The sequence below is a fragment of the Solidesulfovibrio magneticus RS-1 genome (genome assembly GCF_000010665.1).
Lineage (GTDB): Bacteria > Desulfobacterota > Desulfovibrionia > Desulfovibrionales > Desulfovibrionaceae > Solidesulfovibrio > Solidesulfovibrio magneticus.
Genome location: NC_012796.1, coordinates 5029198 through 5043351, shown reverse-complemented (window position 1 = coordinate 5043351; position 14154 = coordinate 5029198). Strand labels below are relative to the sequence as shown.

General features: G+C 66.9%; 14 protein-coding genes. 6 read left to right on the top strand and 8 right to left on the bottom strand.

Translation table 11 applies throughout. The annotated features are described in order from the left end of the window. Positions 1 to 58 precede the first annotated feature (58 nt). Positions 59 to 445, bottom strand: a complete 387-nt coding sequence (locus tag DMR_RS20975) for a hypothetical protein (RefSeq protein ID WP_015863055.1) — start codon at positions 443 to 445, stop codon at positions 59 to 61. Between the two features lie 177 nt (positions 446 to 622). Between DMR_RS20975 and DMR_RS20970 the strand changes: the two genes are divergently transcribed. After that, the gene (locus DMR_RS20970; RefSeq protein ID WP_043602094.1) at positions 623 to 1753 is read left to right on the top strand and encodes a hypothetical protein; all 1131 of its coding nucleotides are present in this window, start codon (positions 623 to 625) and stop codon (positions 1751 to 1753) included. 121 nt (positions 1754 to 1874) lie between these two features. Here DMR_RS20970 and DMR_RS24980 read toward each other — a convergent pair whose 3' ends face one another. The 4 genes from DMR_RS24980 to DMR_RS25120 all read right to left on the bottom strand — a co-directional run bounded on the left by DMR_RS24980 (position 1875) and on the right by DMR_RS25120 (position 5470). Beyond that, entirely contained in the window at positions 1875 to 2048 is a 174-nt protein-coding gene (locus tag DMR_RS24980; protein WP_158304267.1) for a hypothetical protein, read from the bottom strand. A gap of 78 nt (positions 2049 to 2126) precedes the next feature. Then, positions 2127 to 4178, bottom strand: a complete 2052-nt coding sequence (locus DMR_RS25715; protein WP_015863053.1) for a HAMP domain-containing methyl-accepting chemotaxis protein — start codon at positions 4176 to 4178, stop codon at positions 2127 to 2129. Positions 4179 to 4546: 368 nt separating this feature from the next. Beyond that, entirely contained in the window at positions 4547 to 4951 is a 405-nt protein-coding gene (locus tag DMR_RS20960) for a hypothetical protein (protein WP_043601311.1), read from the bottom strand. Positions 4952 to 5059: 108 nt separating this feature from the next. Further along, positions 5060 to 5470, bottom strand: a complete 411-nt coding sequence (locus tag DMR_RS25120) for a hypothetical protein (protein WP_052279043.1) — start codon at positions 5468 to 5470, stop codon at positions 5060 to 5062. Positions 5471 to 5577: 107 nt separating this feature from the next. Here DMR_RS25120 and DMR_RS20950 point away from each other — a divergent pair, with 107 nt between their 5' ends. The 4 genes from DMR_RS20950 (at position 5578) to DMR_RS20935 (ending at position 10221) form a co-directional block, all read left to right on the top strand. After that, on the top strand, positions 5578 to 6882 hold the full coding sequence (locus DMR_RS20950) for a GGDEF domain-containing protein (protein ID WP_015863051.1): 1305 nt from the start codon (positions 5578 to 5580) through the stop codon (positions 6880 to 6882). Positions 6883 to 6884: 2 nt separating this feature from the next. Beyond that, complete coding sequence (locus DMR_RS20945) at positions 6885 to 7334, top strand: siroheme decarboxylase subunit alpha (protein WP_015863050.1); 450 nt, start codon at positions 6885 to 6887, stop codon at positions 7332 to 7334. Positions 7335 to 7427: 93 nt separating this feature from the next. Beyond that, positions 7428 to 7868 carry a thioredoxin TrxC gene (gene trxC / locus DMR_RS20940; RefSeq protein ID WP_015863049.1) on the top strand — a complete coding sequence of 147 codons (441 nt, stop codon included), beginning with the start codon at positions 7428 to 7430 and terminating at the stop codon, positions 7866 to 7868. A 547-nt stretch (positions 7869 to 8415) separates the two neighbouring features. Further along, entirely contained in the window at positions 8416 to 10221 is a 1806-nt protein-coding gene (locus DMR_RS20935) for a methyl-accepting chemotaxis protein (RefSeq protein ID WP_052279042.1), read from the top strand. A gap of 75 nt (positions 10222 to 10296) precedes the next feature. Here DMR_RS20935 and DMR_RS23995 read toward each other — a convergent pair whose 3' ends face one another. After that, positions 10297 to 10473: a FeoB-associated Cys-rich membrane protein gene (locus tag DMR_RS23995; RefSeq protein ID WP_015863047.1), complete on the bottom strand. Its 177-nt coding sequence runs from the start codon at positions 10471 to 10473 to the stop codon at positions 10297 to 10299. Positions 10474 to 10743: 270 nt separating this feature from the next. On the opposite strand from DMR_RS23995, the gene DMR_RS20930 reads away from it, so the two are divergent. Next, positions 10744 to 11613, top strand: a complete 870-nt coding sequence (locus tag DMR_RS20930) for a universal stress protein (protein ID WP_015863046.1) — start codon at positions 10744 to 10746, stop codon at positions 11611 to 11613. A gap of 330 nt (positions 11614 to 11943) precedes the next feature. Here DMR_RS20930 and DMR_RS20925 read toward each other — a convergent pair whose 3' ends face one another. Together DMR_RS20925 and DMR_RS25115 are read right to left on the bottom strand one after the other, a co-directional pair. Next, positions 11944 to 13809, bottom strand: a complete 1866-nt coding sequence (locus tag DMR_RS20925) for a carbamoyltransferase family protein (protein ID WP_015863045.1) — start codon at positions 13807 to 13809, stop codon at positions 11944 to 11946. Between the two features lie 186 nt (positions 13810 to 13995). Then, positions 13996 to 14145 (bottom strand): DUF5989 family protein, encoded by a 150-nt coding sequence (locus tag DMR_RS25115; protein ID WP_006922045.1) that lies wholly within the window; start codon positions 14143 to 14145, stop codon positions 13996 to 13998. Between the last annotated feature and the right edge of the window lie 9 nt (positions 14146 to 14154).

The following is a 14154-nucleotide window of genomic DNA, read 5'->3' as shown; positions in this document are numbered from 1 at the left end:
TTTCTTCCGTCGGGGGGTCTGGGGGCCTCAGGCCCCCAGCCGCCGGAGGCTTCTTTTCTTACTGGCTGCCGCAGCAGCGGGCGGTGTGGAAGCTTGAGCAGGGCAGCGGATCGATGATGACCTGAACGCAGCCGGCGGCGTAATCCTTGACGATGCGCCCCGAGGGCATGCGGCCGTGCCAGACGCGGCTGGAAAAAACGGCCAGGTCGCCGTTTAACTGCACGTAGAAGTCGGCGAATCCCTTGGCGTAGTGGCTGTTGAACACGTAGACGCCGTCACGCACGCCCAGAAAGCTGTACTTGTCGGGCGTCTTGCAGGTGAGCATGGCCAGGGCCTGGCGGAAGGCGCAGATCATGACGGACTGTTCGTCAAAGGCCGCCGCCCGGCCGGGCAGGCCGGCCAGGACCAGCGCCGCGAGGAGGATAAGGGGGATAAGCCGTTTCATGCGCGCCTCCAGGGCCTGGATAAGAAACCCTCGCCATCCCTTCGGCCGTTCTGGTCGCGACTTAAGGGCCGGCGGTTTCGGACCTGTTGCCCTCCTTGTCGCGCAATCGTCGTCCGGCGTCTACCGGCCGGACACGAGGCGGGTCCATATCCCTGCAAAACTTGGAGGGATATGCTCATGGACCTGTCATTTGACCGTCGGGCGTTTCTGCGCCTTGGTCTGGCCGTCGGCGGCGTGGCCGTGGCCCGGGCCGCTTTTCCGACCCTGGCCCGGGCCGCCGCTTCCGGCCCCGCGGCTCTTGCCGCCGTCGCGGCCATGACGCCGCTGGAGATGGCCGACGCCTCGCCGCTGGTGGGAGCCTCCTGGCAATACCTGCGCGATGTGACCGCGACCATCGCCAACCCGGAGCTTCGGGCCAAGGTCGAGGCCGTTCTCGACAATCCCGCTCCGACCCTGGCCGCCAGGCTGGCCGATCCCAAGCACCGGGCCGCCGTGGCCGAGGAGCTGGCCGCCAAGGGGTGGCTCAAGGGCCAGACCGCCGACACCCTGCTGCCGCCCGTGGCCGATCCGGCCGCCTCGCCCCAGCCCTTTCGCAGCGCCCCGGGCAGCGGCTACCAGAGCCACCACGCCTATCCCGGCGGCCTGCCCGTGCACGTGGCCGCCAACATGCGCATCACCCTGGCGATTTTTGACGCCTACAAGGACGTCTACGGCTTTTCCCTGGACCGCGACACGGTGGTCGTCTCCCAGATGCTCCACGACCTGCACAAGCCCTGGGTCTTTGCCTGGAGCGAATCCGGCGCGTCGCGGCCCGAGCAGACCCTGGCCGGCACGGGCGAGCACCATGTGCTGAGCCTGGCCGAATCCATGGCGCGCGGCATCCCGGCCGAGGTCGTGGTGGCCCAGGCCTGCGCCCACAATCACCCCGGCTCGGAAAAAGACGAGGCCGAACCCGTGGCCTGGCTCAAGGCGGCGGCCATCCTGGCCGGCGTCGATGCGGTCAAGGCCGGGATCATCGCCCCTTCGGGCGACACGCTGCCCCTGCCCCGGCGCATGGAGGGGTTTGTCTGCCACTTGGGCGACCACGACTGGGTGCTGTCCGTGCCGGCCGGCAAATGGTCCATCGCCGCTCTGGCCGAGCTGGCCCGGGAACGCTACGGCATCGTCGACGACAAGTCGTCCCGGTTCAACGCGTTTCGCAACTACGTGTTTTCCCAGGCGACCATGATGGAACTCTACCAGACCCTGGCGGTTTCGGGCAAAGACGGCTTGGCCCGGGCCGTGGCGGCTATCGTGGTCCCGGCCTGACCGCCGGCGAGCCGTGGCGGCCGGGAGAGAGCCTGCCTCTCCCGGTCGCCGGGCTGCTCCACTGCCCGTCAGGCGCGGCTCCGAGCAGCATGGAGTCGCCCGGCAGGGCAAACGACGCCATTCAAGCGCTTTCGGCGACGACCTGGCCGTTGGCGGCATCGGTGGAAACGTCCTTGCCGTTGATGGCGACAAGCCGGCGGAGCTGGTCATGGGCCGCTGCGAGCGCCTGGGGCTCGTTATCGGGGCTGAGGCCTTGCCTCCAGCGAGACGCGCCTTGGCCGAAATCCTCGACCACAACAAAGGGGCGGCTCCCGTAAGCCGCCCCTGCGTGTTTCTCGTGAGGAAAAAGACCGGGGTTGGCCCGGCCCTTGGGTTAATACCGCTCGAACCGGCTGTCGCCCGGGTCCTCCTCGTCCAGACTGATCAGCGAACCGCCGGTCTTGCCGCCGCTCTGGCGCGGCAGGGCCTTGCCGGCCGTGGTCGGCGGCATGAAGGCGCGCCGGCTGGATGCGGCGGCCGGAAGGGAGGTTTCCTCGTCCCCGTCGCGTTCCACCCGGAAAAAGGCGCTGGTCTGCTGGAGTTGGGCGGCCTGGGCCGAAAGCTCCTCCGAGGTGGAGGCGATTTCCTCGGCGGCGGCGGCGTTTTGCTGGATGACCTGGTCGAGCTGCTGCAGGGCCTGGTTGACCTGGCTGGCTCCCTGGCTCTGCTCCTGGCTGGCGGCGTTTATTTCCTGGACCAGCTCGGCCGTGCGCTGGATGTCGGGCACGAGCTTTTCCAGCAGTTGGCCGGCGGTTTCGGCGATGTCGGTGGAGGTGGCGGCCAGATTGGTGATCTCGGCGGCGGCGGCCTGGCTGCGCTCGGCCAGCTTGCGCACCTCCGAGGCCACCACGGCGAAGCCGCGTCCGTGTTCGCCGGCCCGGGCCGCTTCCACGGCGGCGTTTAAGGCGAGCAGGTCGGTTTGCCGGGCGATCTCCTCGATGATGGAAATCTTGCCGGTGATGGCCTTCATGGCGGACTTGGTCTGGACCACGGCCTCGCCCGAGGCCTTGGCGTCCCGGGCAGCCTTGACGGCGATGGCCTCGGTCTGCTTGGCGTTGTCGGCGGTCTGGCCGATGCTGGAGGCCATCTGCTCCATGGCCGAGGAGGATTCCTCAATGGCGGCGGCCTGTTCGGTGGAGCCCTGGGACAGGGCCGAGGACGAGGCCGAGAGCTGTTCGCTGCCCGAGGCCACGTTCACCGAGCCGTCCTGGACTTCGCGGATGACGGCGCTGACCCGGGTGATCATGCCGCGCAGGGAATGGAGCAGCCGGTCGGCCGGGTCGCGCGGCGTGACGGCCACGGCCAGCTCGCCCTTGCTTAAGCGGCCCATGATGGCGGCGATGTCCTTTTCAGCGGCCACCAGCCGCTCGATGGCGGCCAACAGGCGGTCGTTTTCCGAACGTTTGGACACGGCCACGTCCAGGTCGCCCAGGGCCAGCTTGCCGGCCAGATCGGCGATGTCCTTTTCGGCGGCAATCAGCGTGGCCAGGGAGCGCATGAGGCCGTCGGCCTCGCAGCGCGGCGCGATGTTCACGTCCAGGTCGCCCTGGGCCAGCTTGGCCACGGCCTGGGCCACCTCGGCCGAGGAGGCCACCATGGCCCGCATGGCCGCGTAGATGCTCTGGGGATGCGCCCCGTCGTGGAAAGTCAGCGACAGGTCGCCCACGGCCACCTGGCGGGCCATGGCCGCGATCTCCTCGGGCTCGCCGCCAAGGCGGCGCAACAGTCCGCGCGTGATGAGCAGGCCGGTGATGGCGGCAAACAGGATCATGGCCCCGGTAAGAGAGGCGATGATCAGCTCGGTCTTTTCATACAACGCTTTGGACTCGGCGTTGCGGACCTCGGCGTAATTCAAATCGAGTTCGGTCAGTTTGTTGATGAACTCCCGCATGAATTCGAACTGCTCGTCGGCCTGGCCCATGGACAGGGCCATGGCCTCGGCCTTGGACGCCTCGGTGTCGGCCAGCCGGGCCTTGACCACCTTGGCGGAAGTCGCCTCCCACTTGGCCAGGGCCTGGTCGAACTGGCCGGCGAACTGTTTTTCCTCGGGCGTGGTCATGAGCGACTTGAATACGGCGAAGCGTTCCTTGGTCTGCTTGAGATTGTCGTCGTAAGCCTTCTGGAGTTTCTTGAAGCGCTCGTCGCCGGTGTCCGTAAAGAGCATGGAGCGTTCGGCCACAAGCAACTGGTGTAGATCGCGGTCGGCCTCAATGAGTTTGTCGATGCTCGGCAACAGCCGGGTAAAAAGCGTCTCCAGATTGCCGCTGATGACCTTGGCCGCGTAGTAGCCGGTAAAGCCCACCGCAACCAGGGCGACGACCAGCACGATGTAGCTGATCGACAGCTTGACGCTGACCCGTTGGAAAAATTTTGTGGTGTTCGCCATGACGCCTCTCCTTCAAGCTGCATGTCGCCGTCACACAAGCCCGACCTTGGCCGCCGCGCCACGCGCGCGTCCGCCTGTTGCCGCCGCGTCGCCCCTGCAAACGTCGACGCCTGTTCAGCCGCCTGCAACGCCGTGGCTGGGAATTGCTGGAGATTAATACAAACAGAACATGCTGAAAAGGTTTTTTGGGCTTTCAGCGCCAGACAAATCCTGAGGTCGCAACGCGTCGGCGACCCGCCGCGACGATTCGCCGGCCGATACGGCATGAAAAGCAGCGCGTGGCATCAGGCCCACGGGCTTTATCAAACACTGCTCTTCGGAACACGCGGCAAGCCCGCCCAGGCGGGACGAATCGGGCGGCCGGGGCGTTAATCCGGCAACATGCGATGCAACGTGTCCCGGCCGCCGTAGCTGTGCCAGACCGCGCCGTCCTTGACCACGTAACTGCTCGGTTCCGTGCCGCTTATGAGTTTATCCCCGTCGATGGTGAAGGCCATCCAGCCCTTGTGTTCCTCGCCGGACTTGCCGTCGCGCCAGTCATAGTACACGGCCCACTTGCCCTTTTTCTCCACCAGGCAATACCGGTAGCTGTTGGGCCGGGTGTATTCCGAAGGCCGCGAGCGCATGAAGCAGCCCACGAGCACGGGGTTTGGCGGCGAGACCACATCGGCGTAGACCGTGGGCGCGCCGGCCAGTTCCGGGCGCTGGGCCGCCTTGCCGGCGCAGCCGGCCAAAAGCAGCACGGCCAGGACAAGCGGGATGAGACGGGACATGAACACTCCTTGTTGCACGCATTTCAAGGACAGCCGCATGAGCCGGCCAAGCCTTCCTGCCCCGCCCGGTCTGGCCGCGGCAGGAAGGCTGCTGTCAGGAACGCGGCCTTAGCGGCCCGGCCGCCCCGGTCCAGGCCCCATGCCCGGACCAGGCCCCACCGGACCGATGGGCCCAACGGGGCCAATGGGCCCGACCGGCCCGGGACGCGGCCCGGGGCCAAACCCCGGCCCGGGCAGCGGGACCGGCGGCGGCCCCACCGGACGCGGCCCCGGCCCCGGACCGACGATGAACGGCCAGGGATTGATGACGATGCCCGGCCCCGGAGCCACGGGGGGCGGCGGCGGATACGGGTAGGGATACGGATAGGGGTAGGCGGGATAGCCTGGATAGGCCGGATAGTAGCCTGGGGGATAGACCACCACCGGCGGCGGTTGGGCCGCAGCCTCGCGGACCGCCAAACCGAGAGCCAGGCAACAGCACAGGGCGGCAAGCGCCAGAATGGCTCGATGACCGCGCATGGTTCGCCTCCTTGCCGGACATTGCCGACCATGCCACTGTGTCCCATTCCCGGAGCGATGACAAGGGGCGTAATTCATCATATGGTTTCATGACGGAGGCCCGGCCCATGCCGCATCATCCCAGTCCGCCAAGCGCTCCTTCCCGCCGTCTCACGGCCCTGGTGGCCGAGGCCGACCCGGCCGTGGCCGCGCTTTTGGCCGAGGCCCTTGGCCCCAGGTCCGCCCTGGTCACGGCCCGGACCCTGGCCGAGGCCAAAGCCGCCCTGGCCCTGGGCCGGCCCGATCTGGCCGTGGTGGCCGCGCGGCTGCCCGACGGCCCGTCGGCTCCGCTTCTGGCCTCCCTGGTCGGCGGCGAGCATCCGCCGGCCGTATTCCTGGCCGGCACGCCCGGGGACATTGCGGCGGTGCTGGCCGCCGTGGCCCTGCCGGGGCTGCGCCTGCTGCCCCTGCCGCTGTCGCCGGGGCTGGCCGAGGCCGCCCTGGACGAGGCCGCCGCCGACATCGCTGCCCGCCGCCACGCCGAGGACGGTTGGCGTCTGGCCAAGCGGCTTTTGGACGAAATCCCCCATCTTTCGGCCATCTTCGCCGGCGGCGAACTCCTTGGCCTCAACCGCTCCTTCCTGCGCTTTCTCGGCGTGGGGAGCCTTGGCGAATTCAAGGCCAAGGGGACGCCCCTGGAACGTTTCCTGGCCGAGCCGCCGGCCGAAGGCCTGGCCGCCTGGGCCGGCCGGCTGCCCGACGACGCCCTGGACCGCGACCACCGCCTGTACCTGGTGCATCCCGACCGGCCCGACGCCGCGCCCCACGTCTACCAGGCGGCCGTCAGCCGCCTGCCGGGACGTGCCCGCTGCCTGCTCATGCTGGCCGACGTCACCGAACTGGAGCTGGAGCGCCGGGAACTGCTCGACCTGGCCAACCGCGATCCCCTGACCCGCACCCTTAACCGGCGCAAGCTCGGCGACGTCCTGGAGGCCGAGACCGCCCGGGCCGCCCGCTATGCCACGCCGTTCTCCCTGGCCCTGCTGGACATCGACCACTTCAAGCACATAAACGATAGCCACGGCCACGACGCCGGCGACGCCGTGCTGGTGGAGCTGGCCCGACGCATCACGGCCAGCCTGCGCCAGGTGGACCGGCTGGCCCGGTTCGGCGGCGAGGAATTCGTGGTGGCCGCGCCCGGCATCGATCTGGCCGGCGCGGCCGAGCTGGCCGAGCGCCTGCGCCGGGCCGTGGCCGACGAACCCTTTGCCGGGGTCGGCCGGGTCACGGCCAGCTTCGGCCTAGCCGCCTGGCGGCCGGGCGACAAGCCCGAAGACCTCATCAAACGCGCCGACGCGGCCCTGTACCGGGCCAAGGACGGCGGACGCAACCGGGTGGAGCGCGAAACGCCCCCGCAAACCGAAGTACGGTAACCATGGACGCCACCGACAAGCGCATTCTCGACCTCATCCAGACCGGATTCCCCATTGCCCCGCGCCCCTATGCCGCCATTGGCGAACAGGTGGGCCTGACCGAAGCCGAAACCCTGGCCCGGGTGCGGGCGCTGCGGGCCTCGGGCATCATCCGCCGCATCGGGGCCAACTTCCAGTCGGCAAAAATCGGCTTCAAATCCACCCTGTGCGCCGCCTCGGTGCCCGAGGACAAGTTCGAGGCCTTCACCAAGGCCGTCAACGACCACCCCGGCGTCACCCACAACTACCTGCGCGCCCATGGCTACAACATCTGGTTCACCATGATCGGCGCTTCCCGGGAACAAATCCGCCAGGACCTGGCCGCCATCACCGACCAAACCGGCGTGGCCATCCTCAACCTGCCCGCCGACCGGCTGTTTAAAATCCGCGTGGACTTCGCCATGAGCGATTAGGCCGCCAGGGCTCTTGCTAACACGCGAGGCCGCATTATTTGTCTGGTTGGACGGGAGCTTAGCGAACACCCCAAGCCCCTGCCGGAGGACGCCATGTCTGAAGCCGACGCCATCCATGCCGTGTGCCCGGCCTGCCGGGCCGTCAATCGGGTGCAGACCGGCCGCCTGGACAGCGGGCCGGTCTGCGGCAAATGCCGCGCGCCCATCCTGTCGCCCCATCCCGTGACCCTGACTTCGGCCAACTTCGACGTGTTTCTGGCCAAGTCCGACCTGCCGGTGGTGGTGGATTTCTGGGCCCCCTGGTGCGGCCCCTGCCGGGGCATGGCTCCGGCCTTTGACCAGGCCGCGGCCATGCTCCACCCCCGGGTGATCCTGGCCAAGTGCGACACTGAGGCCGAGCCGGCCATCGCCTCGCGCCTGCGCATCCAGGGCGTGCCGACCCTGGCCCTGTTCCAGGGCGGCCGCGAAAAGGCCCGCATCTCCGGAGCGCGAAGCGCCGCCGACATTGTCGCCTGGGTGCGTCACAACGCCTGAGCCGGCGCGCCGCCGGCCCTGCCCCCGGGCCGGCGGCGGCATTGGTCCGCTCAGGCCCGGGCCAGACGTCGACCGCCCCCCCAAAGCAGCATGGCCCGTGGGCCGATGCATCACCGGTTTTCGCAAGCTTAGGCGTTGTGTCCTTGCCGGGACGCAACGCCAGCCCCTCCCACTGCCAGACCGCCGGAGCGCCGTTCCCGGCCCGGTGTTGTTGGTTCTCCGCCAGAATACAACGCCGCGCCACGGTTAGCCCTGGTTTGGCGACGGCCAAACCTTGGCGGTCTCGTCACAGCACCGCAAAATATTCAGACCATAATCGCGTCATGGGTCTTGGACAAAGCGCACATTTTCATTACCGTGCAGGAAACTGTTTCCTTCCTCTCGTTTTTCCGGTCCTGTTTTGCACAACGCCTGAGGCCCTTCGTCAGCCCGCAAGTCTCAAGGAGGCGGCATGTTTAAAAACGTCTGAGTCGGCTATAAGTTATGCGGCGGTTTTGCCCTGGTCATCGCCATTTTCATCGCCTTGGCCCTGCAACAGGCCCAGACCATGGAGCATCTGGGCGTGATCCAGGACGAGGGCGCGCAGCGCGCCAAGGACAGCAAGGCCGTCATGGACGTGTCCCTGCGGGTGAGCAATCTCTACGCCGTCATCGGCGACGCCCAGATCAACCGCGACCTGGCCGCCACCCGCCAGGACTTCGCCAAGGCCAGGGAACAGGGCAAAGCCGACATCCGCGCCGTCACGGCCCTGGTGGACACGCCCGAGGAACGGGAACTGGCTGCCCAGTTCTCGGAGAGTTACAAAGAATACCTCGATATTTTTGAAAGAAAGATGCTTCCTCGCCTGGAAGCCATCGTCCTGGCCCAGGCCAAAAACGAGCCTGTCGCAGCCCTGGAAACCGAAGTGCGCGAGCTTGACCATCAGGCGGACGAGTTGCGCGAGGCCACCCTCAAACCCCTGGGCGCCATCGCCGACTCCCTGGCCAAGGAAAATCTGGCCGGCGACGCGGCCTTTGACGCCGAACGCGCCATGTCCACCCGCGTGCTGATCGGCCTGACCGCCCTGGGGACCGTGCTTGCGCTCATCGTCTCCGTGCTGACCGCCCGGGGCATCACCAAGCCCCTGGCCGCCGGCATCGCCTATGCCCAGGCCCTGGCCCAGGGCGATCTGGAACAAAGCCTGGAGGTGCGCCAGCGCGACGAACTCGGCCGGCTGGCCGACGCCCTGCGGCTGGTGGCCGACTCCGAACGTCAAGTGGCCGAACAGGCCGGGCACATGGCCCGGGGCGACCTCTCGGCCGATCTTTCCCCGCGCGGACCCAAGGACAGCCTGCTCCTCTCCATGGCCAAGCTGGCCGCCTCGGAACGGGAAGTGGCCGAACAGGCCGGCCGCATCGCCGACGGCGACCTGCGGGTGGCCGTGGCCAAACGCTCGGAAAACGACATCCTGCTCGAAGCCTTCGGCAAAATGATCGACGCCCTGACCGGCATCGCCATCGACCTGCAAGCCGGGGCCGACAACGTGGCCGCCGGCAGCGAGGAACTCTCGGCCTCGGCCGAGGCCATTTCCCAAGGGGCCACCGAACAGGCCGCCGCCGTGGAACAGTCGTCCTCGTCCATGGAGGAAATGAGCGCCGGCATCCAGCAAAACGCCGAAAACGCCCGCCAGACCGAAGCCATCGCCGCCGCCGCCGCCCGCGATGCCAAAGCCTCGGGCGAAGCCATGACCCAGACCATGGCCGCCATGAAGGAAATTGCCGGCAAGATCAATATTATTGAGGAAATCGCCCGTCAGACCGATCTCTTGGCCTTAAACGCCGCCGTGGAAGCGGCCCGGGCCGGCGAACACGGACGCGGCTTCGCCGTGGTGGCCGCCGAGGTGCGCAAGCTGGCCGAACGCAGCCAGCAGGCCGCCTCGGAAATCACCAACCTGGCCAAGGACAGCACCGAGGTGGCCGTGGCCGCCAATGGGCTTTTAGCCCAACTCGTGCCCAACATCCAGCGCACCGCCGATCTGGTCCAGGAAATCAGCGCCGCCAGCCAGGAACAAAGCGCCGGCGTGGTCCAGATCAACAAAGCCTTGCAGCAGCTCGACCAGACCGTGCAGCAAAACGCCAGCTCCTCCGAGGAACTGGCCTCCACCGCCGAGGAGCTTTCCGGCCAGGCCGAACAGCTCCGGGCCACCATCGCCTTTTTCCAGATCGACCTGCCTCGGCATGCTCCGCCCGCGTCGTCGCGCCGGGCCATGCCGGGCCGGGCCAGGCCTGCCCTGGCTCCGGGCAAGAAAGCCACCCAGGGCGCGCGCATCGAACTGGCCGAGAAAGGCGAGGACAGCGATTTCGAGAGCTTCTAAACACGTGGGCCGGCCTGACGTCAACGTCAGGCCGGCCCGTGAGGGAAACGAAAGGGGTGGCCGGACCGCCCGGCGCTACAGCCGTTTCCCCGGCTCGCAGCACGACGATTTGTCCGGCCCCGCCCCGCCACCGCCGGAGCAGCCGCCGCCGGAACAGCCGCAACCGCACGAACCGCCCTTTTTCCCGAAAAACTTCCGCACCACGTACCAGGCCGCTACGGCCACGATCACGACAACAATCAACGTATCCATCAGCCTTCTCCTTGAGGTTGATAATCAACCTCGCAGAGGAGAATATCCCCTTTTCAAGCCGGCGCAAGATGTTTTATGCCATAAATCATAACCGCCCGTGTGTTTTGCACAAACCGGAGCACTGGAAACGGCTTTCGGGACGGGAAGGCAACACGCCGCAATCATGACGGGATTCCATGGGCCGCTCGCCCTCGTCACCGTCGGCGGACGCCTCCGGCCGTTTTGGCGCAACCCGCATCCCACGGGACATCTCGCCCAGGGGGCCAGGCCATGGACAAACATCTGCTGGTGACCGTCAGCGACGAGTACCACACGTCGCAAAGCCTGCGTTTCGTGCATAATTTCTTCACCAACCGCAGCGAACTCAAGCTGACGCTGTTCTACGTCGTGCCGCGCAAACCCGATTGGCGACTTGACCCCATCGACCTTGAGGCCAATCCCGAAGCCATCGTGCACATCGAGCACGACAAGGCCGTCCACGGCGTGCCGGCCATGGCCAAGGCCAAGGAATGGCTGCGCTCCATGGGATTTCGCGATGATCAGGTGGCGGTGAAATTTTCCAACGGCAAGCTCGGCACGGTCAAGGAGATCGTGCGCGAATCCGAGGAAGGCCTCTATGACGCGGCCGTGCTCGGCCGGCGCGGCCTGTCCTGGTTCGAGGAGATGGTCACGGATTCCATCTCCCATCGCATTTTGTGGGAATCGCTGACCTTCCCCATCTGGATCTGCCGCAATCCCGAACGGGGCCGCAAGAACGTGCTGGTGTGCGTGGACGGCTCCGAGGAGTGCATGCGCGTGGCCGACCACGCCGGCTTCATGGTCCGCAACGAACCCGACCACAACATTACCCTGCTCCATGTCTGCGGCGATGACCGTTGCATCGACGCCGAACAGATCTTCGGCCGCGCCCTGGCCGAGATCAAGGCCAACGGCGTGGACGACGGTCGCATTGCCCTCAAGGTGATGACGTCCGCCAACCCGGCCCGCACCATCCTGCACGAAGCAAACGAAGGCAAATACGCCGCCGTGGCCATCGGCCGCACCAGCCACAAGCCGTCGTCCCTGGAACACATCTTCGCCACCACCAGCCTCAAGATCCTGCGCGGCATCGACCGCGCCGCTTTATGGCTGTGCAAGTAGATGATGCGGGGGAGGAAACCCCTTTTTGAAAAAAGGGGTTTCCTCCCCCGCGCCTCCTCCTTCCCCAAAAACTTTCCATGGGGGCTCCCCCGGCTACAGATTGGCGCATGACAATAAAAATGGCCCCGCTTCGGGGCCATTTTTGGCGAGTTGGCGGCTGGAATCAGGCTTGGTCTTGGGGCGGCTTCCGCCCCAAGACCAAGCCTGATTCCAGCCGCCCTATTCTTCCGCCCGCCGACGCGGCACCACCCGACCGACCGCGCCCAGCCAAGGGGTCCGGGGGGCTTAGCCCCCCGGCCGCCGGAGGCATCTTTTCTCTTCGTCCTTGCCTTAATCCAGTTCGTATTCCCCGCGCCAGTCGCCGGATTCGGCGTATTCGGGCTGGTCGTCCTTGCCAAACAGGCAGTCGCCGACCACGAGGTAGTCCATTTCGGTGCGCATGAAGCAGCGGTAGGCGTCCTCGGGGGTGCAGACGATGGGTTCGCCGCGCACGTTGAAGCTGGTGTTGACCACCACCGGGCAGCCGTGGCGGTCGCGGAAGGTTTCGATGAGGCGGTGGTAGCGGGGATTGGTGTCCTTGTGCACGGTCTGGATGCGGGCCGAGAAGTCCACGTGGGTGATGGCCGGCAGGGTCGAGCGGTTGACGTAGAGCCGGTCGAACATGGGCTTTTGCCAGTAACCGTCAGGCAGGGGATGGCGCAGGGCCTGCGCTATCGGGGCCACCAGCAGCATGTAGGGCGAGGGGCGGTCCTGGATGAAGCATTCGGACACGGCCTCGGCCAGCACCGACGGGGCAAAGGGCCGGAAGCCTTCGCGGTATTTGATTTTGAGGTTGAGCTTTTTCTGCATCTCGGGATTGCGCGGATCGCCCAGGATGGAGCGGCCGCCAAGGGCCCGGGGGCCGTATTCCATACGGCCCTGGAACCAGCCCACGACCTTGCCGTCGGCCAGCAGGTCGGCGACCTGGGCGCACAGGGCGTCGAAGTCCTCGTAGAGCATGTGGGGCGCTTCGCGACGGGCGGCCAGGCGCAGGGCGTCGGCCCGGGTGAACTGCGGCCCGAGGTAGGAGCCTTCCATGCGGTCGCGGCAGCCGGCCGGCAGCGGCGTGCGCTCGTGGCCGCCCTGGATGTGCCAGGCGGCCAGGGCCGCGCCAAGCGCTCCGCCGGCGTCGCCGGCGGCCGGCTGAATCCAGACGTCGTCGAAGATGTTCTCGCGCAGCAGCTTGCCGTTGGCCACGCAGTTAAGGGCCACGCCGCCGGCCATGACGAGGTTTTTGCAGCCGGTGAGCGTGCGGGCGGTTTTGGCCAGGCGCAGGACCACTTCTTCGGTGACCTGCTGGATGGCCAGGGCCATGTCCATGTGCTCCTGGCCGAGTTCGGTCTCGGCGGCCCGGCGGGGCAGGCCGAAAAGCGCCTCCCACTTGCGGTCGCGGCACATGGTCAGGCCGGTGGCGTAATTGAAATAGGCCATGTTGAGGAGCAGCGAGCCGTCCTCGCGCAGGTCCACCAGTTCGCCAAGGATCTTGGCCTTGTAGTCCTCGACCCTCTCCGAGCCTTCGATGCCGTAGGGGGCCAGGCCCATGAGCTTGTATTCGCCGGAATTGACCTTGAAGCCGCAGTAGTAGGTAAAGGCCGAGTAGAGCAGGCCCACGGAATGGGGGAAATCGAGCTCACGCAGGAAGGTGATGTCCTTGCCGCGCCCGACGCCGATGGTGGTGGTGGACCATTCGCCCACGCCGTCGATGGTGAGGATGGCGGCCTCGTCAAAGGGCGAGGGGTAGAAGGCCGAGGCGGCGTGGGACAGGTGGTGTTCGGGAAAAAGCAGACGCGGCTTGCCCGGACCGAGTTCGGCCAGCTCCTCGCGCAGCATCTTTTTCATGAACAGCTTTTCCTTGATCCACACCGGAATGGCCGAAAGGAAGCTGCGCAGGCCGCTTGGGGCAAAGCCGTGGTAGGTTTCGAGCAGGCGCTCGAACTTGAGATAGGGCTTGTCGTAAAAAGCCACGGCCGACAGGTCGGCCAGATCGATACCGGCCTCGGCCAGCACGTAGGCGGCGGCTTGGCGTGGAAAATCCGCGTCGTGCTTCTTGCGGGTGAACCGCTCTTCGTGGGCGGCGGCGACCACCACGCCGTCGCGCAACAGCGCCGCGGCGGAGTCGTGGTAATAGGCGGATAAACCCAGGATGTATTCGGCCATGTGCTGTCCCGGCGGGGTTGCGTCCCCTGGGGCGGCCAGGCGGCCCAGGGGGGTGAAAGAGGCGCGGGGAAGGGCCGGGCGCGGTTGGCGCGCGACCCTTTCCGGGGCTCTTGTCGCGTTGTCGATAAACGCCTGAGGCGCTTTGCGGGCAGCAAGCGGCCTGCGTTCTTGCGCCAGGGGCGCGGCCTAGAAGAGCGTATAGATGAACGGGGCAACGGCCGAGCCGCTGGTCAGGACCACCAGCACGCCAAACAGCAGCAGCACCAGGATGATGGGCAGCAGCCAGAATTTTTTGCGCACCCGCAAAAAGCCCCAGAGTTCACGCAGAAATTCCATATCGCCTCC

Excerpts from the sequence above, each read along its gene's own strand:
- DMR_RS20925 (WP_015863045.1), bottom strand. The coding sequence starts at position 13,809 with ATGGCCGAATACATCCTGGGTTTATCCGCCTATTACCACGACTCCGCC.
- DMR_RS23995 (WP_015863047.1), bottom strand. The coding sequence starts at position 10,473 with ATGGATACGTTGATTGTTGTCGTGATCGTGGCCGTAGCGGCCTGGTAC.
- DMR_RS25115 (WP_006922045.1), bottom strand. The coding sequence starts at position 14,145 with ATGGAATTTCTGCGTGAACTCTGGGGCTTTTTGCGGGTGCGCAAAAAA.
- DMR_RS20945 (WP_015863050.1), top strand. The coding sequence starts at position 6,885 with ATGGACGCCACCGACAAGCGCATTCTCGACCTCATCCAGACCGGATTC.
- DMR_RS20930 (WP_015863046.1), top strand. The coding sequence starts at position 10,744 with ATGGACAAACATCTGCTGGTGACCGTCAGCGACGAGTACCACACGTCG.
- DMR_RS20960 (WP_043601311.1), bottom strand. The coding sequence starts at position 4,951 with ATGTCCCGTCTCATCCCGCTTGTCCTGGCCGTGCTGCTTTTGGCCGGC.
- DMR_RS20970 (WP_043602094.1), top strand. The coding sequence starts at position 623 with ATGGACCTGTCATTTGACCGTCGGGCGTTTCTGCGCCTTGGTCTGGCC.
- DMR_RS25120 (WP_052279043.1), bottom strand. The coding sequence starts at position 5,470 with ATGCGCGGTCATCGAGCCATTCTGGCGCTTGCCGCCCTGTGCTGTTGC.
- DMR_RS25715 (WP_015863053.1), bottom strand. The coding sequence starts at position 4,178 with ATGGCGAACACCACAAAATTTTTCCAACGGGTCAGCGTCAAGCTGTCG.
- DMR_RS20975 (WP_015863055.1), bottom strand. The coding sequence starts at position 445 with ATGAAACGGCTTATCCCCCTTATCCTCCTCGCGGCGCTGGTCCTGGCC.
- trxC (WP_015863049.1), top strand. The coding sequence starts at position 7,428 with ATGTCTGAAGCCGACGCCATCCATGCCGTGTGCCCGGCCTGCCGGGCC.
- DMR_RS20935 (WP_052279042.1), top strand. The coding sequence starts at position 8,416 with ATGGAGCATCTGGGCGTGATCCAGGACGAGGGCGCGCAGCGCGCCAAG.
- DMR_RS20950 (WP_015863051.1), top strand. The coding sequence starts at position 5,578 with ATGCCGCATCATCCCAGTCCGCCAAGCGCTCCTTCCCGCCGTCTCACG.